The sequence below is a fragment of the Paenibacillus sp. J22TS3 genome, from assembly GCF_018403205.1.
Classification (GTDB): Bacteria; Bacillota; Bacilli; order Paenibacillales; family Paenibacillaceae; genus Fontibacillus; species Fontibacillus tuaregi.
Window position 1 is genome coordinate 1 of the sequence record NZ_BOSF01000001.1, and the last position, 17,033, is coordinate 17,033.

At 47.3% G+C, this 17,033-nt stretch carries 20 protein-coding genes; 19 read left to right on the forward strand and 1 reads right to left on the reverse strand.

The window, feature by feature from the left end:
• The 7 genes from KJS63_RS00005 to KJS63_RS00035 form a co-directional block, all read left to right on the forward strand.
• Nucleotides 1-109, forward strand: a 109-nt coding sequence (locus KJS63_RS00005; RefSeq protein ID WP_213618275.1) for an IS3 family transposase, incomplete at its 5' end; no start/stop codon positions are given.
• Nucleotides 110-139: 30 nt separating this feature from the next.
• Nucleotides 140-805, forward strand: coding sequence for a DUF1281 family ferredoxin-like fold protein (locus tag KJS63_RS00010; RefSeq protein ID WP_213617409.1), 666 nt, complete (start codon nucleotides 140-142; stop codon nucleotides 803-805).
• A gap of 100 nt (nucleotides 806-905) precedes the next feature.
• On the forward strand, nucleotides 906-1,481 hold the full coding sequence (locus KJS63_RS00015; protein WP_213617410.1) for a TetR/AcrR family transcriptional regulator: 576 nt from the start codon (nucleotides 906-908) through the stop codon (nucleotides 1,479-1,481).
• Between the two features lie 470 nt (nucleotides 1,482-1,951).
• Nucleotides 1,952-2,803, forward strand: coding sequence for an SDR family NAD(P)-dependent oxidoreductase (locus KJS63_RS00020; protein WP_213617411.1), 852 nt, complete (start codon nucleotides 1,952-1,954; stop codon nucleotides 2,801-2,803).
• 99 nt (nucleotides 2,804-2,902) lie between these two features.
• The gene (locus KJS63_RS00025; RefSeq protein WP_213617412.1) at nucleotides 2,903-3,226 is read left to right on the forward strand and encodes a putative quinol monooxygenase; all 324 of its coding nucleotides are present in this window, start codon (nucleotides 2,903-2,905) and stop codon (nucleotides 3,224-3,226) included.
• Nucleotides 3,227-3,320: 94 nt separating this feature from the next.
• A complete protein-coding gene (gene csaA, locus KJS63_RS00030) occupies nucleotides 3,321-3,653 on the forward strand; it encodes a chaperone CsaA (protein ID WP_213617413.1) in 333 nt (110 codons plus the stop codon).
• A 144-nt stretch (nucleotides 3,654-3,797) separates the two neighbouring features.
• Entirely contained in the window at nucleotides 3,798-4,598 is an 801-nt protein-coding gene (locus tag KJS63_RS00035; RefSeq protein ID WP_213617414.1) for an SDR family NAD(P)-dependent oxidoreductase, read from the forward strand.
• Nucleotides 4,599-4,667: 69 nt separating this feature from the next.
• Here KJS63_RS00035 and KJS63_RS00040 read toward each other — a convergent pair whose 3' ends face one another.
• Entirely contained in the window at nucleotides 4,668-5,228 is a 561-nt protein-coding gene (locus KJS63_RS00040; RefSeq protein ID WP_213617415.1) for a GNAT family N-acetyltransferase, read from the reverse strand.
• Between the two features lie 256 nt (nucleotides 5,229-5,484).
• Between KJS63_RS00040 and KJS63_RS00045 the strand changes: the two genes are divergently transcribed.
• From KJS63_RS00045 to KJS63_RS00100, 12 genes are all read left to right on the forward strand, one after another.
• Nucleotides 5,485-6,072, forward strand: a complete 588-nt coding sequence (locus KJS63_RS00045; RefSeq protein ID WP_213617416.1) for a YjgB family protein — start codon at nucleotides 5,485-5,487, stop codon at nucleotides 6,070-6,072.
• Between the two features lie 738 nt (nucleotides 6,073-6,810).
• The gene (locus KJS63_RS00050) at nucleotides 6,811-7,314 is read left to right on the forward strand and encodes a GNAT family N-acetyltransferase (protein ID WP_213617417.1); all 504 of its coding nucleotides are present in this window, start codon (nucleotides 6,811-6,813) and stop codon (nucleotides 7,312-7,314) included.
• Nucleotides 7,315-7,446: 132 nt separating this feature from the next.
• Nucleotides 7,447-8,358 (forward strand): aminoglycoside phosphotransferase family protein, encoded by a 912-nt coding sequence (locus KJS63_RS00055; RefSeq protein ID WP_213617418.1) that lies wholly within the window; start codon nucleotides 7,447-7,449, stop codon nucleotides 8,356-8,358.
• Between the two features lie 118 nt (nucleotides 8,359-8,476).
• Nucleotides 8,477-8,641 carry a hypothetical protein gene (locus KJS63_RS00060; protein ID WP_213617419.1) on the forward strand — a complete coding sequence of 55 codons (165 nt, stop codon included), beginning with the start codon at nucleotides 8,477-8,479 and terminating at the stop codon, nucleotides 8,639-8,641.
• Between the two features lie 325 nt (nucleotides 8,642-8,966).
• The gene (locus tag KJS63_RS00065) at nucleotides 8,967-9,800 is read left to right on the forward strand and encodes a histidine racemase CntK family protein (protein WP_213617420.1); all 834 of its coding nucleotides are present in this window, start codon (nucleotides 8,967-8,969) and stop codon (nucleotides 9,798-9,800) included.
• A gap of 30 nt (nucleotides 9,801-9,830) precedes the next feature.
• Entirely contained in the window at nucleotides 9,831-10,622 is a 792-nt protein-coding gene (locus KJS63_RS00070) for a nicotianamine synthase family protein (RefSeq protein WP_213617421.1), read from the forward strand.
• A 27-nt stretch (nucleotides 10,623-10,649) separates the two neighbouring features.
• Nucleotides 10,650-11,951, forward strand: a complete 1,302-nt coding sequence (locus tag KJS63_RS00075; RefSeq protein WP_213617422.1) for an opine metallophore biosynthesis dehydrogenase — start codon at nucleotides 10,650-10,652, stop codon at nucleotides 11,949-11,951.
• Nucleotides 11,952-11,998: 47 nt separating this feature from the next.
• A complete protein-coding gene (cntA, locus tag KJS63_RS00080; RefSeq protein ID WP_213617423.1) occupies nucleotides 11,999-13,624 on the forward strand; it encodes a staphylopine-dependent metal ABC transporter substrate-binding lipoprotein in 1,626 nt (541 codons plus the stop codon).
• A 32-nt stretch (nucleotides 13,625-13,656) separates the two neighbouring features.
• Nucleotides 13,657-14,592 (forward strand): nickel/cobalt ABC transporter permease, encoded by a 936-nt coding sequence (opp1B, locus tag KJS63_RS00085; protein WP_213617424.1) that lies wholly within the window; start codon nucleotides 13,657-13,659, stop codon nucleotides 14,590-14,592.
• The gene (gene cntC, locus KJS63_RS00090; RefSeq protein ID WP_213617425.1) at nucleotides 14,589-15,476 is read left to right on the forward strand and encodes a staphylopine uptake ABC transporter permease subunit CntC; all 888 of its coding nucleotides are present in this window, start codon (nucleotides 14,589-14,591) and stop codon (nucleotides 15,474-15,476) included. Before opp1B ends, cntC begins: the two co-directional genes overlap by 4 nt.
• Entirely contained in the window at nucleotides 15,457-16,275 is an 819-nt protein-coding gene (cntD, locus tag KJS63_RS00095) for a staphylopine uptake ABC transporter ATP-binding protein CntD (RefSeq protein ID WP_213617426.1), read from the forward strand. Before cntC ends, cntD begins: the two co-directional genes overlap by 20 nt.
• Nucleotides 16,269-17,021 (forward strand): ABC transporter ATP-binding protein, encoded by a 753-nt coding sequence (locus KJS63_RS00100; protein ID WP_213617427.1) that lies wholly within the window; start codon nucleotides 16,269-16,271, stop codon nucleotides 17,019-17,021. Before cntD ends, KJS63_RS00100 begins: the two co-directional genes overlap by 7 nt.
• Nucleotides 17,022-17,033: the final 12 nt, after the last annotated feature.

Here is a 17,033-nt window from a genome sequence, read left to right on the forward strand (position 1 = left end):
GGAACTATACGACTACGTCAACTGGTTTAACAAGCATCGAATTCATGGATCTCTGGGATACATGACGCCTGTTCAGTATCGTCAAGCAGCCCTTAAAAAAGCTGTCTGATTTAATGTTGACAATTCAAGGAGTTAGCAGATGACAAATCATATTTATTCCAGAGTTGTAATCAAAGGGACTGTTGGACAGCTGAAGGATATTATCAGAAGGGCGACTGTCGCAGATAGTGAAGAGGATTTGATAGATTTTAACCTTCTATTCCCTATGCCTGAAGCACTTAATAACACCGTTTCCCCTGTAAGAATTGTAACTGAAGAAGAGTACGCACAAGCTCGAAATAAGCAGGCTGAACTTTTAGCAAAGAATGCGCGTGCGGTAACATCAGGGTTACCGCTAACTAGAGAAATGTATGATTCCATAGTCCAAAAATATGGGTGTGCTGATTGGTACACATGGGCTAATAAAAATTGGGGTACAAAATGGGGGACTTATGATGTCGAATTCGAGCAGGCAGAGAGCATTCAATATAAACTAGATAATGACCCTGAGGATCAAATGATGGAGATATCATTTAGCTTTAAGACAGCTTGGTCACCTGCTAACGGCTTATGGATGAATATTTCAGGTCAATACCCTGAATGCAGCTTTGAGGTAGCCTTCTGTGAAGAGTTATGGAGTTTCTGCGGTAGAACTTCATATGTAAATGGAGAAGTCACTGAACATAGTGAAGTAGACTGTGGTTCTCCAAAAGGTCTCCAAATAGCATCTGAAGTAGGGTACGAAATAGAGCAAGACGACGAATAATTGGACCGCTGGAACAATTCTGAGAGGGGCCGAAATACTGTGAACTCTGCGTACAACCTTCCTTATGGACATTCGTATATAGCACTGCTATAATGGACTTATGAACACATATGACAAAATATTGGCAGCTGCTCTTAAGGTACTCGAAGAGGAGGGAGGAGCCCAGTTTTCGACGCGAGCCGTAACTGCGATCGCCCAGGTTACGGCTCCTACGCTCTACCACCATTTCGGCAATGCCGATGGACTTCTGAGTGCAGCTATAGTAGAAGCGTTCAAACAGTTATTTGAAAGCAAGATTGCCGCAGTGGAGTCGACCATTCCAGAAATGGCCCTTCGGCAAGGATGGGATGACTATGTTCGCTTCGCGGCAGCCCGTCCTCGGATTTATGCGGCAATGATGGGGCGGTTGCTCGAGGGCGCCCATATCGAGGCGGCAGATCAGTCGCACCAAGCACTAGTGCAAAATGTTCAGAGAGTCGATGCCGAAGGCAAATTGGCTGTGTCAGCCCAGGCTGCGGCAGATCTGGTCTGGGCTTCTGCCAATACGGCCTCTTGGCTGTATGTGACTGCCCAGATTCGTAAGACTCCCCCACCCCAACCCGACGTCATTGATCTCATTCGGGAAAGCGTGATGCAGATCATTTTGATCCAAAGGCCGGACGCCGATTCAAAATGAGGGATTCGGGTGACGGAGCCTTGAGACTCCAGGCAAAGCCCCGATTTAGGGGCTTTGTTTTATGGTAGAGGGGAAGCTTCCGAATAGAGAGACATAAGAAAGATCGCCTATCCAACCTGGTCCTCCAGGAGGGTGGCGATCTTTTTCATGTTTGGGGATGCGAGCATTAGTTCTCTTGAAATAATGTTGTGTGACAAGTTATTTGGAGAACTGCGGCAGACTTGGCGCCGGAGAGGCTGACCTCCACTTCCATAAGTTCCATGCAGCGATAAATCTAACCCCTCCCGCCATGGTACTTGGTGAGGGCCGAGTACATCTCGCTACGCCCGTCAAAACGATGTTCGGACCGCAGAACAACACTCCGAGAAAAATATAGCACTGCTATAGACAGCTTTGTATAACGGTGCTATAATGAACGTATAGCAGTGCTATACAGTGATCCACATCTTTTTAAACCTAGGAGGGTTACTATGCCATTCAAAACTCAAGAGATGGTCGTCGTCACAGGTACGTCCAGCGGTATCGGCAGGGCTACCGCGGAGCAGCTCGCCGCTGAAGGATTTCATGTTTTGGCGGGGGTTCGTCGTCAAGAAGACGCCGACAAAATCAAACGCAAAAATATCGAACCGGTGATCGTCGATGTTACCAATATCAACACACTAAAGGCGCTGGCCGAACGGGTGGAGCAAGATCCGCTTGGTCGCCCTTTGCGGGCCGTGGTCAACAATGCTGGCATCGCCGTTAATGCACCTCTTGAGATGGTTCCACTGGATGAATTTCGCCGCCAGATCGAAGTCAGTGTGATCGGGCAGGTCGCGGTTATTCAGGCGCTTACCCCGGCCCTGCTGAACAGCGGCGGGCGCGTGGTCAATATCGGTTCGCTTGGCGGCAAGGTCTCCATGCCCGGTTTCGGAATTTATTCGGCTGCAAAGTATGCTATGGAAGCGATCAATGACAGTCTCCGCAGGGAGATGTCCTCGTTTGGCCTCAAGGTAATCATGATCACTCCGGGTGGCGTCAGCACAGGCCTGTCGGAGCAAGGGATTACGACGGCGGAGCGGCTGGCCAAGTTAATGACACCGGACCAGCACAAGCGCCATGATCGTCTTTTTGATGCCGTGAAGGCTCAGGCTGAAACGTGGGCAGCGGACGGTATCCGCCCCGAGAAAGTGGCAGCAGTGGTTTCACGAGCAATCCACGTAAGTAAGCCGCGCACCCGCTATACGGTTGGTCGCGATTCCGCGCTGCTGACCCGACTAGTCCGAATTCTCCCGGATAAACTCCTCGATCGGATGCTCCGCAGCCAGATGAAGCTGCAGTAACGAGCATTTTTACCTGGAATTTCAAGCATAAGCGGGGAATTTGCCCATTTGAGAAAAACGCAAAAGTACAAATTATTTTATAAATTAGGAGGATTTAGTATGAACGATACTAAGAACGGTTACGTTACTGTACTCTGGGAGGCGAGGGCTAAGGCAGGGAGAGAAGCCGAGATGAAGGCATTCATGACTGCTGCTGTCACCCCGTCGCGCAACGACCTGGGCAACATTGACTACGAGGCTCACGAAGTAGAAGACCAGCCAGGCACATTCATCATCTACGAGCGCTGGGAAAACCGGGATGCTCTCGATCGGCACCTGAACGCCCCCCGGATGCAGGAACTGGTGCCCCAGCTCTTAGAACTAATGGAGGGATCTATTGAGGAAGGGATAAGGCTCCTGCAGCCGTTCCGCCCAGCTCAGTAAGAGCAACACCGAGTGGAACTCGTTAGGTTCTGTCGGGAAAGCGTGAGAGATATTTTCGTGAGCGGTTAAAAACTTTAGCGGAGGAGGCTAAGCGTTGGCAACGATCGATGATTTTGCAGCATTAGATATCCGTGTCGGAACGATTAGGGAAGCGGAGTTTTTTGAAGAAGCAAAAGTCCCTGCGATAAAGCTTAAGATTGATTTTGGACCGGAGATCGGGATGAAATCCTCAAGTGCACAACTAACTAAGCGTTACAAGGCTGAGGAAATTATAGGGAAGCAAATTATAGGAATCGTCAATTTTCCTCCTCGGCGCATTGCTGGATTCAAATCAGAGGTATTAGTGTTGGGAGCAGTCCCGGAAAAAGGAGATGTTATTCTATTAAAGCCCGATACTGAAATACCCAACGGTACGCCTATTGCGTAAAAACAAGGGTCGATCATTCTACACTTCATTCATGCAAATTCAGATCGCACAGCGTATCGCTTCGAAACATTGTTTTCATCAGAGGAATAATGCTTGGAAATAAAGGAATTTAAATTTTAAAAGCGTTAGCTTTAGGAGGTAAACATGGATCTTAAATTATCCAACAAAGTAGCTGTCGTTACCGGAGCAAGTAAAGGAATTGGACTCGCTATCGTTCGAAAATTTATCGAGGAAGGGGCAAGTGTCGTCGCGGTAAGTCGGACATTAACGGAGGAATTAGCTGATCTTGTTGAAAACAAATCAGTCAAACATCTACCTATTGATGTCAGTACGGAACGCAATACCGTTGAACTTTCTAAAAAACTCGGTGGCGTATTCGGCAGAGTCGACATTTTAATCAATAGTGTCGGGGCGGTTGACAAGAGGAGAGGAGAAGGTTTTTTGGCTACGCCAAATGAGGAATGGGAACAACTTTTTGATTTAAACCTGTTTAGCATTGTTCGTTTTACTCAAGCAGCATTACCGCATATCCTAAAGAACAATGAGGGTGCGATTGTAAATATCTCTTCAGTAAATGCACAAATGCCCGAATTGTTATTGCCTATTTATGGCACCACCAAAGCGGCGCTTAATAATTTGACGAAAATGCTGGCTGGTGAGTTTGGACCTCGTAATATTAGAGTTAACTCGATCTCACCTGGACCGGTAGTAACACCGTTGTGGCAAGACGCTGAGAATGGAATGGCCAAAACCATCGGTTCAGTTGCAGCGATGGATTCCGAAAAAGTTTTTGAAGAGCTGCCTAAAATGGCTGGTATAACATTGGGGAAATTTGCAGAAGCCGAAGATATTGCGAACCTTGCCGTGTTCCTTGCTTCAGAGCGAGCTTCAATGATTACCGGAGCAGATTACGTTATTGATGGAAATATGATTAAAACGATTTAAACCGAAATAGTTCAATAAATTAAATTTGAACTTCTAAACTGGGCTCTAGGCTAACGTGAAAAGAAAAGCCTACCGTTTCCGGTACGCTTTTTCATGGAAAGAAGTGATGTAACGGAACAGGGATTTACCGTCATCCTTAACCTCAAAGTCCGGCACAAGCGGCAGAAACAAGGCCCGATAAGGCTCAGGCACCCAAATGTAAGGATGTACGTAAGCTGTTGCTGTAAATCCGCAGCTTTCCCAGAATTGAAGGCGTGCCCTGTTGGTTTCATTATCTTCGGCTTCCGCTTCAATAATGATCGCTTTGATTCCGTGCTCCTGCACAGCCCAATCCTTAATCTGCTGCAGAAATTGATAACCTAAGCATTGCCCGCGAAGATCGCGGCGAACCGCCATGTAATCGATAATCAGCGTCGGCTCTTCCTCAGACCCGCTTAATCCGGTAACGGCCATGGCTGCAGCTTCTCCACCTATATCCCCCCCGTGGATGCACGCAATTCCCCGGTCCAGCATGCTGCTTAAAATGGATTCCGGTTTCGCTCCGTGCGGGAAGGCTTCTTCATAGATGGGTTTCAGCTTTTTCCACCAGCTCTGATCCCACTCCGTAAAGGTGGTAAATGACAAATTCATCGATGTATGTTCCTCCATTGTTCCAGCAGTAAAGCTTAAGATTATATTTTATCACAGCTGCACCCGTTACCCGCAAATGAGAGTATCAAAATTGATATAACCTTTTCATGAGATCGTAACCCCTTCACAGGAGGCGTTCGTTATAGTAGAGATAGCTTTTGAGACATCAGGGTAAAAGGAAAAGAAACCTGGCAGTCAATAACAAAAAAATTATGGGTAAATAAAATTGGTGAGAGTCATAAAAGGAGAGATCATCATGAACTTAAAAACACCATTCAAAAAAGCAGCTATCGCATTAACTGCAGCCGGCGTAATCGGCGCGGGCTCAGCAGGCTTGTACAGCACTGTAGTACCTGTTCCACAGGCCCACGCAGCTTCGGTCAGCCAATCGGATTCCCAGAAAGCATTGAATACGTTGAACAGCTTTTATAAACCTGCCCTTAACGGCCACTTTCCCGGTGTTGTAAGCAGCTTCACAGTCGGCAAAACGACTAAAGAAGAAGTGGTTAAGACTATCGGCAAAGCGTCAATGCCGGCTAAAGACGCCGATGGCTTCGACGTTTACGGAGCGGACATGGGGACACCGGGATACGCCTTCAGCTATAAGCTGGGTAAAATCCGTGAAATGCGTTATTTCGGAACCAATGTAGAACGTCAAACGAACATCGGCGGCATCACGATCGCTATGGTGAAGAAAAACTGGTTTGCGCCAAACTCGGTCACTACGATCAGAACGGGCAAACTGACCCAAACTAAGCTGACTTACATCCGCGGCGCTTATAAACTTGAATTTATTTTTAGCAGCAGCACGGAACTGGATCATATCAATCTTCTGAAAAAATAATAAAGGTTGGACGAATACGCTAACTTCTAATAACGGTAAACGGCCAGGCATCTTCTGGGATGCCTGGCTCAAGAAAGTGCATGAAAGTAACTTGAAGAGCTTAAAAAAATGTCCCAAAAAAGAGGGTTTGAAAATAAAGGCGATTTCCAGCAGTTACTGGAAGATGTAAGGATATAACGTTGACAAATGAAGATGTTGAATTTTTAATAGAACTATATTTTAAGGCTAAAAATTTGTACGCAACTCAATATTGAAAGCACTTGTGTTCTGTGAAGATATTGATTTAAAGGAATTCTTCTTAAAAGCGTTTAAAAAAGAGCGCTACCTAGATATGAGATTGACTGCAATTCGAGGCTATGCAAAGTATGCGACTGAGAAAGAAGTAGAGAAACTGATGTCTAAATTCACTGAAATTCTGATGAAACGTCCTGAAAGCACAACACGCACAGATTGTCTAATGACACAAAGTTACCTACATGTTAATTTAATGAAAGCCTGATTTAGCAGGCTTTTTTGTTTTTATGTAGGTATATTTGTATGTAAAATGCACAAAAGTGCCTACATTCAGGTGGAATACTGGTACGTATATCAAAGGACAATAACATATCTGCTTAAGTAACCGATGCCATTAAGCTAACGGGCAGGATACATCCAACTTCGTAAGTTGCAACTAAGATAGTTCATGATATTCTTATTGATAGAATAAAGCGACAGATCCAAGAAAGGCAGGCACATGTTATGAAACTAATGTTCCCACGCGTGAACACAGCTGAAGAAACTGCTGAGGTTGCCCGATTGGCGGCAGAAATATGGCAGGAGTATTATATTTCCATTATTACAATCGAGCAGATTGATTACATGATTGAAAAGTTCCAATCGGTTAGAGCGATTACGGATCAGATCCATCATCTGGGCTATGAATATTACTTGGTCCATAACCATGGCTCCGCAGTGGGATACATTTCGCTCAGACAAGAAGAGGGGAAGCTCTTCCTAAGCAAGTTTTATATAGCTAAGGAATATAGGGGACGCGGCTATGCCAGCCAAGCGTTGGAATTCCTGGAGAAGCTGTGTAAAGATCGAAACCTAAGTCATATTTGGCTAACAGTCAATCGTAATAACAACTCCAGTATAGCGGTATATGAGAAAAAAGGCTTCCAGACTGTGCGGGAACAAATTTCGGATATTGGAAATGGATTTGTCATGGATGATTTTATTATGGAAAAAGAGGTTTGTTCTTAATTCGGTTGCACTTTTAATTTCCCTACAATTTATCAGAATAATGCTGAGAAGTTGGGCGAAACAGGATATTACATCACCTAGTGACGAAGAAGAGAAGAAGCAGACTACTTCGCTGAAAGGAAACATTGCGGCATGATTGTGATCCCTGATACTTTTATTGAAAGAATCAATGAACTCTACGGTGAGCAAGGCGTAGCATGGTCGGAAGCCCTACCTGGGTTGCTTAACGATTATGCAAGCCGGTTCGACTTCACACCGGAATCTCCATTTCCTAATTTAACCTATAATTTTGTGCTCCGCGCAAAGCTCAACGGCGGGAAACCAGTAGTCCTAAAATCATCTTTCATGAAGGACGAGCTTTCTAGGGAAGTTAGTGTGCTACGTGCCTATCAGGGCCGGGGGGCGATTCATGTACTAGATGCAGACGAGGAGTTGGGCATGGTCCTGCTGGAGGGTGCCAACCCTGGTACTCCGTTGTCTACAATTGAAGATGATGAACGTGCGACTGATATCTTTTGTAAAGTATTTCGCCGCCTTCACCTTCCTGCACCAACTGGTAGTCTGTACCCGTCAATAAGACAACACTTCGCGGCAATTGAGCGATACCGCGAGCGATTCGACGATGTGAATATTGCCGCGCCACTGCCTGAGAGCTGGGTGGAAAATGCCGAAGAATGTCTGGCGTATCTCATTACGACCACGATTGAGAATCATCTACTGCATGGCGATCTGCATCATGATAACATCCTTCGCCAAGGCGAAGAGCAATGGGTTGTCATTGACCCCAAAGGACTGATTGGCGACATCCATTTTGATACTATCCAGTATCTGCTTAACTACGAAGATCGAGGCGGTGATTGCGAACAGGTACTGCGGGGTCGGATTGCGATTATGGCCGATCGCCTCGGCTTGGACCCTCGCCGTATCGCAATGTGGGGTGTGGCACGAGGCGTGCTCGAGGCATGCTGGACGATTGAAAACGGAGGGACTGATTGGCACAGGGGCATCCAAATAACTGAGCGCTTCGCCAAATGCCTGGATTGAGGTCTATCCAAAAAGCAGGCTAGAATCGTTGAGCTAAGGGAGAACGATCGTTGAATAAAATCTCAACTATAGTGACATTAACTTCTCAAACAAAGGAAGCGAGAGAGTAACCTTAAAGGTGAACAATTTAGATGAGGCTGAAGATGAGGCTCATATCTTATCTTGCCAGCAAAACTCCATTGAAACGGAAGAATTAATATTAAAAAATGCTCCTGTTCATGATATCCTCCATGGGCAGGGGCATTTTTTGTTCGGGGATCAGGGGATACCCACAAATTTATAGAAATTATTGATAGAGCTCGAGAGCAGAGTTAGAATGCCATTTACTTGAAAGGTTCGCCTGAATGAAAGACCGCTCTGTCCCGAGACTGATTCCAGCATACGCATTCTTACAGACTAGATAAAAAATTCGTGTGCAATGGCCATAACGAAATAGGAGATTCGATAATTCTTCCGTTCCTGTCGAGAAGAAAATAACTGAACTATTTGTAACCCTCTTTAATGGAAATATTTGTTGACCTTGTCTAAAATCATATGGTATATTTTGTTCGACTTTAATTGTAATTATTACGAATAAGGTTGAACATCTCTGAAGTGAGGTCGTTGCCGTGAGAAGGGAAATCGACTTTGTCAAATGCAGCCCCACCCAGAACATGACGATTTTGGTGGCAACCCGGCATCCGACGCGGGAGCATGCCCTCATCGCATCCAAAATCATGTCTTATGACAGCGTATATGCCGAGCAAGTGGGGTTTATCGAAGAATCGAATCTGGGTGCGGCTCGCGCCGCGTTAAGAATGGCAGGAGGTGAATTTTGCGGGAACGCCTGCATGGCCTTGGCAGCCCACATTGCAGCGGAAGAAAATATAAAACCCCATGCTTCGACCCGTGTTTTGCTTGAAGTCTCAGGAACCGATCAATTGGTATCGTGCGAGGTCAAAAACAAGAGGGATGTTTACGTCTGTCAGGTAGAAATGCCGCTACCGAAGCAGATCGAACGTAAAACGATACCCTTTGCGGAGGTGTCTCTGGATCTAGCGATTGTCAGATACGAGGACTTCATACATATCGTCATGGAAGTGGAGCAATTTGATGAGCCATCCCGTATCAACGCGCAAACCATAGCCAGGGTGATCGGAGCCGCAGCGGGCTCCAAATTGATCGGAATATTACTGTATCAACCCCAAGTCCAGGAACTTCAGGCGCTGATTTATGTTCCGAATCTGGACAGTTTAATCTGGGAGCGGGGATGCGGTTCAGGGACAGCTTCTCTTGGAGCCTACTTGGCATGGAAAAACCAAAAATCCATCGAGGCTTCCATCCGGCAGCCAGGGGGAACGATTGAAGTGGCAGCCTACTGGAATAATAGGGGGCTGGAGACCGTTACAATCTCCGGAAACGTCAGCATTGTAGCCAGGGGTAAAGCATTTGTGGATATATAGTCATTATATTAGGAAAAGAGGGACAGCGGAATGTTGACTGCCGTAGATTTTCATCAATGCCTGCAAGGTTACTTGGACAAATTTGATGACTTGGTACACAGATACATTCAGACAGCCTTGCATTACGAAGAGCTGAAGCTGGTCATCGATGATTATTCCAGATTTGTTACTGACGAAGACAACAGGAATGCCTGGGAACAGCTGGAGCTGGATCAATCCGATGCGCTGACCAGCATTGCCGGGCAGCTGAGAGCCATATCTGCGCGCTGCGTCGCCATCATAGAAAAATACCGGGCCCTCCGTCTGCAGCAAGGGCATGCCGAAATCACCGATTACTTCAAAAACATTGAAGCCTGCATCGAAAAAGAATTCGGCGGCTTTCAAATCACTTCCGCTTCCAAAGTGTTAATGGTGGGAGCCGGCTCGTTTCCAATGACACCGCTGTTGATCGCGAGGCGCACAGGAGCGGAGGTTGTGGGCATTGATATCGATGAGGAAGCGATTGCGCTTGGATCCAGTGTCGTCAAGCAATTGGGACGCGGCTTGAACATCCGTCTGGAGAACAAACGCGTGGAGCAGCTTGAACATTTGGAAGGGCTGACCCACATCATTTTCAGCTCTACGGTTGAACAAAAATATGACATCCTGGACCAGCTCTATCCCTTGACCAACGACGAGGCGGTTGTCGCGATGAGGTACGGAGACGGATTGAAATCGGTATTCAATTATCCCATGAAAGAACTTGACGGGCGAACCTGGAAGATTGCAGAGTACGTGCTGCGGCCAGACGATGTGTTTGACATTGCGCTGTATCAAAAATGAAAGGGCAAGCCGGAAAGGAGACACTTCATGGATCATCTCCAGCGTATTTTGTTGCTGGGAACAGGCCCAGCGACCATTCAACTGGCGATCCTCTTCAAAAAGTATATGAAATGCCATGTGGGGATCGTAGGAAGGGATTCGGTTCGTTCCACCGACTTTTTTGAGGCGCTTGAGCGCAGTGAACGACGGATCCAGGCTGATGTTCAAAATGAGCAGCATCGAAGGATGAAAGGCGAGTGCATCATTGATCAGATTTTTCATGGATATGAAACCATAGAGGGCGAATGGGACACGTATATTTTAGCGGTGACCACGGATGCCTATGTCGAGGTTTTGGACCGAATACATGCCTCGCTTCTGCACAACGTGAGGTGCACGGTGCTCATCTCCCCGACGTTCGGGTCAAACAGCCTGGTCAGCAACTATTTGCGCCGTATGAATATTGATGTGGAAGTGATCAGCTTCTCTACCTATTTGGGGGATACCCGTTGGCTGCATGGCATTCCCTCCAATCAAGTCATTACTACCGGTATCAAGAAGAAGGTGTTTATCGGTTCAACGCAGCAATCTTCGGCAGCTGTTCACAAGCTGCGCAGCATGTTTGAAACATTGGGCATTGCTTTGGAGGAGATGGCCACCCCCTTTGAGGCGGAGACCCGGAATATCTCGTTGTACGTTCATCCGCCGCTGTTCATGAATGAGTTCACGTTAGGGGCCATCTTCGATAACCCGGACACCCCCAAGTATGTATACAAGCTATATCCCGAAGGTCCGATTACACAGTACCTGATTCGTGACATGCTGTCCCAGTGGAAAGAAATTATGGATATTACAGACCGATTAAATATACAGAAGTTAAACCTTCTCCGATTCATGACGGATGATAATTACCCGGTAAGAACGGAGAGTTTGTCCCGCAACGACATCGACCGCTTCAATAAGTTGGAGGCCATCCATCAAGAATACTTGCTGTATATCCGGTATTCGTCGTTACTAATTGATCCATTTTCAGAACCGGACGCAGATGGGAAGTACTTTGACTTTTCGGCGGTGCCAATCCGATCGATGTTTCTCAATAAAGAAGGCTGCCTGGATATCCCAAGGATGCCCAAGGAGGATTACTACCGCATTAAAGTGATTCGGGGCATAGCCCATTATCTGGAGTTGCGATGTCCCACCATAGACCGGTTCGTCAAAACGTATGAGCACAAAATTACAGAAGTGGCACAAGCACATCAGGGCGAGCTGCTGTCGGATGCATTCACTGTTCAGGATTTTCAAGAACATATCAGCATGATTTGCCGGGAAATTGCTCACATCCGAAGTTAGATCAATGATCAATACAACCATTATAGTAAAGTTCAGGAGGGTAACTTGTGAAAAAAAGAGTTGCTGCGGGTCTGCTGCTTGCCTTTGCATTCCTTGGTGGATGCAACACTACCGATGAATCCCATGAAGGAGCGGCATCGGAAATCGGCCAAGCGGAAAGCAGGCCGGAAACGGAAATAACTTATGCTTCATCTAAAGATATCAATGACATGAATCCTCACTTATACTTGGGGTCCATGCCAGCCCAAGGCATGGTATATGAATCTCTGGTCGAAAACACGAAGGACGGGATCAAGCCGTTGCTGGCTGAATCGTGGGAAAATTCGGAGGACGGCAAAACTTATCTTTTCCACTTAAGAAAAGGAGTTACATTCCACGATGGAGAGCCCTTTAATGCGGAAGCTGTGAAGCGAAATATAGATGCTGTTCAAGCCAACGCCGACAAGCATTCATGGATCAAATTATCCAGCAAGATCAAGAGCGTCGAGGTGGTCGATGAGTACACCGTGAAGTTATCATTGACCGGGCCTTACGATCCAACTTTGGTTGAACTGTCCATGACCAGGCCCTATGTTTTCGTGTCTCCCAAAGATTTCAAGAACGGAGGAACGAAAGATGGATTGAACGGCTACCATGGTACGGGTCCTTACAAGCTGGCTGAGCATAAAGTGAATCAAATTGCAGTCTTTGTTGCCAACGAAAACTATTGGGGCGGCCCGCCCTCGATCAAACGCATCACCGCAAAAGTCCTTCCCGCCGGGGAAACCACTTTTTTAGCGCTGCAAAAAGGAGAAGTGAATTTTGTGTTCACCGATGACCGCGGTGCGGACAGCGTTGATCCTGAATCGATGAAACAGCTGGCTGATTCCGGGCAGTTTCAAGTCATTCGAAGCGAAGCGATGAATACCAAGATGATCGTTGCCAATACCAGCAGAACCGACAGTCCTGTCCATGAGACGGCGGTCCGGGAAGCTCTGTGGTACGCGATCGATCGTGAAACTATAAGTCAGGATATTTTCGACGGAATGGAAACACCAGCAAGTACACTGTTCTCGTCCAACGTCAATTACGCCAATGTGGAGTTGAAGGAGCGCGGTTATGATGCGGAGAAAGCGGAACAAATTCTGCAGGACGCCGGCTGGGTAGCCGGTAATGCGGAGAGTGCCAGAGTCAAAGAAGGAAAACGGCTTGCCATGAACTTGTACTACGACAGCAACTCTTCATCCCAAAAAACGGAGGCTGAATACATACAGCATGCTGTCAAAAACATTGGCATGGAACTGGAAATCATCGGAGAAGAATCCTCTTCCATCGCCAATCGTAGAGCCTCGGGGGACTATGATCTGCTGTTCAATCAATCCTGGGGACTGGCCTATGATCCGCAAAGCACCATTGCAGCCTTCACATCCACGTCATCCTACCTGCATGCGACTAAGGGGATTAAAGAAGCCGACAAACTGTACGGTGATATCGAAGCGGTCATGGCGTCAACGGATGAGAAGGCTCGGAAAAAGCTTTACGCCGACATTTTAACCATCGTTCATGACGAAGCGGTCTTTATTCCGTTAACCCATGGCCGGGTTACTGTGGTAGCTCCCAGCAGTTTACAAGGAGTTTCATTCAAACAAACGCAATTTGAGCTTCCTTTTGAACAAATGCACTTCACGCCATAAACGGTAACGCAGTTTGAGCCAAAGGAGATCTTATGGGAATTTATATTGTCAAAAGATTATTGATGTCTCTCCCGCTTCTTCTCCTGATTTCATTTCTGACCTTCATCCTCGTGAATCTGTCACCTATGGACCCTGCTGAAGCGGTGCTGCGGGCGCAGGAAGTCCCGGAAATCACGGATAAGCTGATGGCCCAGGCGAGAGAAGATTTGGGATTGAATGAGCCGTTTATCGTGCAGTATGCAAACTGGCTGGTAGCATGCTTGCATCTGGATTTTGGAGATTCCTATGTGAACGGGCAACCGGTGCTGTCATTGATCGGTCCGGCATTTCTCCATACGCTGCAGCTGACTCTCGTCTCATCGGTCGTCATTATCGTACTGTCGATCATTTTAGGTGTTCTCTGTGCCATCAAGGAAGGAACCTTGGTGGACCATTCGGTCCGTGCGGTTTCTTTCTTCCTGATCTCCTTGCCGTCTTATTTGCTGGGCGCTGTGATGATCTGGTTTTTCTCGGTGAAGCTGGACCTGCTGCCGACAAGCGGTATGGAGACGATACGCAGCTATATTCTGCCTGTTTCCGTCATATCGGCAGGCTATGTCGGCATCTATTTTCGAAATATAAGGAGCTCCATGCTGAACAATTTACATGAAGATTATGTGCTTTATGGAAGAGCAAGCGGATTACCGGAAAAGAAAATCGTCCTGCATATTTTGAGAAATTCACTGCAAGTGACTGTCTCCATCTTTTGCCTGTCCGTTCCTGCGATCCTGGGCAGCACGGTCGTTGTTGAGAATGTGTTTGCGTGGCCGGGCATCGGCAGGCTCAGCGTTCATGCCATTTTGAGCAGAGATTTCCCGATCATACAGGCGTATGTTCTGGTATTGGCGGCGGCTTTCGTTCTCTTTAACGCTCTGTCCGATATCGTCAATGCCGCGCTTAATCCCAGACTAAGAAAGGAGATCGGATGAGAACCATACGAAGTCTAGGCCAAAATAAGCTGACGCTGGCATCCCTGATGATTGTGCTTGTGATTCTTCTTGCAGGCATATGCGCCCCGGTGTTCGCCCCGCATGATCCGAATGAAGTCAACATGAAGCTAAGATACTCGGGCCCGTCCTGGGATTATTGGCTCGGGAACGATCATTTGGGAAGATGCGTATTATCCCGGTTAATCTTTGGCATTCGTCCAAGCGTGCTGTGGGTATTGATCACACTGGCCATTTCGGTAGGGATTGGGGCTGTCGTAGGCTTTATCGCGGGTTATTTCAAAGGAAAGACAGATAACCTGATCATGCGAACTTGCGATGTCATGCTTTCGTTTCCCGGTTATGTCATGACGCTGGCTGTCGTTGGCATTCTGGGTCCCGGCCTGTGGAACATATTGATTGCATTCGTCGTTATGAAATGGGCATGGTTCGCCAGAGTCATCCGCACATCCGTCATGCAGTATTCTGAGATGGGTTATATACAGTTTTCAAGAGCATGCGGTATCAGTCATGTCAACATTATACGAAAGCACCTCATTCCTGTAACTCTTTCAGATATCGCCGTGATCGCGAGCAATTCCATTAGTTCCATGATATTGCAAATATCCGGCCTTTCTTTTCTTGGTATGGGCATTCAGGCGCCTAATGCCGAGTGGGGCATGATGCTGAATGAGGCCAAGTCCGTGATGTTCTCGCATCCGGAGCTGATGCTGGCACCCGGCGCGGCCATGGTGATTATGGTAACGGCATTTAACTTTTTGGCGGATGGAATCCAGATTGCGCTGGATCCCAAACGGATGCGCTCCCAAGACAGCCGTCAAGAGGAGAAGGTGGAGAAATCAGTTTATGAATATGTTGGAAGTTAAACATCTCAAGGTTTGGGATTCAAGGACCCATCAACCGATTATTCATGGCAGTTCTTTTCAAGTGGAGTCGGGAAAATGCCTTGCTATCATAGGGGAGAGCGGGAGCGGTAAGTCCGTGACGTGCCGGTCGGTGATTCGCTTGAACTCTCCGTCCCTTGCAAGTTCCGGAGATATCTTTTTTCAGGGGGAAAACCTGACGGACCTGTCCGACCAAGACATGCGGAAGCGGAGAGGGAAACAGATTGGCATGATTGTACAAAACGGCATGCGGGCGTTTGATCCGTCCTGTGTCGTTGGCGTTCATTTCAAAGAAACGCTGAAAACCCATTATGGTTGGAGCAAGAGCGAAATGGAAAGAAACATGTCCCAAGCTATGGAAAAGGTAGCGCTGAGAAATCCGCTGGACCTGATGAACCGGTATCCTTTTCAACTGTCGGGGGGAATGCTGCAGCGTATGATGATTGCCTTGACTCTCGTCCTGGAGCCGGACTTGATCATCGCAGATGAACCTACGACGGCACTGGATACGATTACGCAATTTGAAGTTGTCGAGCAATTGAGGCTGCTGCGCGAACGACTGGATTGTTCCATGCTCTTTATTTCGCATGATCTGGGAGACGTAAAGAAAATCGCCGATGACGTGCTGATCATGAACCAGGGAAAGATTGTGGAACGGGGGGCTGTTCAAACCGTTTTTGAACAGCCCAGCCATCCGCATACGCAATTTTTGGTCTCGACGCGGATGGAGCTCGCCTCCCATTTCGAGCAGATCATGGAGGAGGACGATGCGCCATGCTGAACGTCGTGAATGTCGACAAGTCGTACAAGACTGGCGGGATGTTCACGGGGAAACCCCGGAAGATTCTGAAGAATGTGAGCTTCGAGTGCTTCAGCGGCGAATGTCTCGGGATCCTCGGTGAAAGCGGAAGCGGGAAATCAACCCTTGGCCGCCTGCTGCTGGGATTGGAGAAGCCCGATCGCGGCAGCGTTTTATTCGAAGGGAAGAACGTAATCCATCGAACGGTGAGAAAAGGTAAGCTGAGTGCCGTATTTCAAGATTATAGCTCATCCATCCATCCCATGTTTACCGTGGAGCAAGCCATTCTGGAGCCGCTGCTGAATGCACAGCAATCATTATCTCGGAACGAGAAACGAAGTAAGGTCGACCTGCTATTGACTCAAGTTGGATTGGACCCTGCCTACAAGAACAAGTATGCGCATGAGTTATCGGGTGGAGAAGCTCAAAGAGTATGTATCGCAAGGGCGATATCGACCGAGCCCCGATGCATCGTATTGGACGAAGCGGTCAGCTCTCTGAATGTTTCGGTTCAAATTCAGGTCCTGAAGCTGTTAAAACAGTTAAAGCAGCTGTACGCTATGAGCTACATTTTTATTACTCATGACATTATGGCGGCGTCCTACATTTGTGACCGGATTCTTGTTGTCAAGGATGGCCAGATTGAAGAATCCATAGGAGTGGAGAACCTGAAAGAGGCGCAGTCCGCCTATACGCAGCGATTGTTGAAATCCTTGATTTCGTTTTAAACGGGAACATGT

Bases quoted from the DNA above. Each gene is read 5' to 3' on its own strand.
- KJS63_RS00075 (WP_213617422.1), top strand. From the start codon at position 10,650: ATGGATCATCTCCAGCGTATTTTGTTGCTGGGAACAGGCCCAGCGACC.
- KJS63_RS00010 (WP_213617409.1), top strand. From the start codon at position 140: ATGACAAATCATATTTATTCCAGAGTTGTAATCAAAGGGACTGTTGGA.
- KJS63_RS00050 (WP_213617417.1), top strand. From the start codon at position 6,811: ATGAAACTAATGTTCCCACGCGTGAACACAGCTGAAGAAACTGCTGAG.
- cntC (WP_213617425.1), top strand. From the start codon at position 14,589: ATGAGAACCATACGAAGTCTAGGCCAAAATAAGCTGACGCTGGCATCC.
- KJS63_RS00100 (WP_213617427.1), top strand. From the start codon at position 16,269: ATGCTGAACGTCGTGAATGTCGACAAGTCGTACAAGACTGGCGGGATG.
- KJS63_RS00045 (WP_213617416.1), top strand. From the start codon at position 5,485: ATGAACTTAAAAACACCATTCAAAAAAGCAGCTATCGCATTAACTGCA.
- KJS63_RS00040 (WP_213617415.1), bottom strand. From the start codon at position 5,228: ATGAATTTGTCATTTACCACCTTTACGGAGTGGGATCAGAGCTGGTGG.
- KJS63_RS00035 (WP_213617414.1), top strand. From the start codon at position 3,798: ATGGATCTTAAATTATCCAACAAAGTAGCTGTCGTTACCGGAGCAAGT.
- opp1B (WP_213617424.1), top strand. From the start codon at position 13,657: ATGGGAATTTATATTGTCAAAAGATTATTGATGTCTCTCCCGCTTCTT.
- KJS63_RS00015 (WP_213617410.1), top strand. From the start codon at position 906: ATGAACACATATGACAAAATATTGGCAGCTGCTCTTAAGGTACTCGAA.
- KJS63_RS00025 (WP_213617412.1), top strand. From the start codon at position 2,903: ATGAACGATACTAAGAACGGTTACGTTACTGTACTCTGGGAGGCGAGG.
- cntD (WP_213617426.1), top strand. From the start codon at position 15,457: ATGAATATGTTGGAAGTTAAACATCTCAAGGTTTGGGATTCAAGGACC.
- KJS63_RS00070 (WP_213617421.1), top strand. From the start codon at position 9,831: ATGTTGACTGCCGTAGATTTTCATCAATGCCTGCAAGGTTACTTGGAC.
- KJS63_RS00020 (WP_213617411.1), top strand. From the start codon at position 1,952: ATGCCATTCAAAACTCAAGAGATGGTCGTCGTCACAGGTACGTCCAGC.
- KJS63_RS00055 (WP_213617418.1), top strand. From the start codon at position 7,447: ATGATTGTGATCCCTGATACTTTTATTGAAAGAATCAATGAACTCTAC.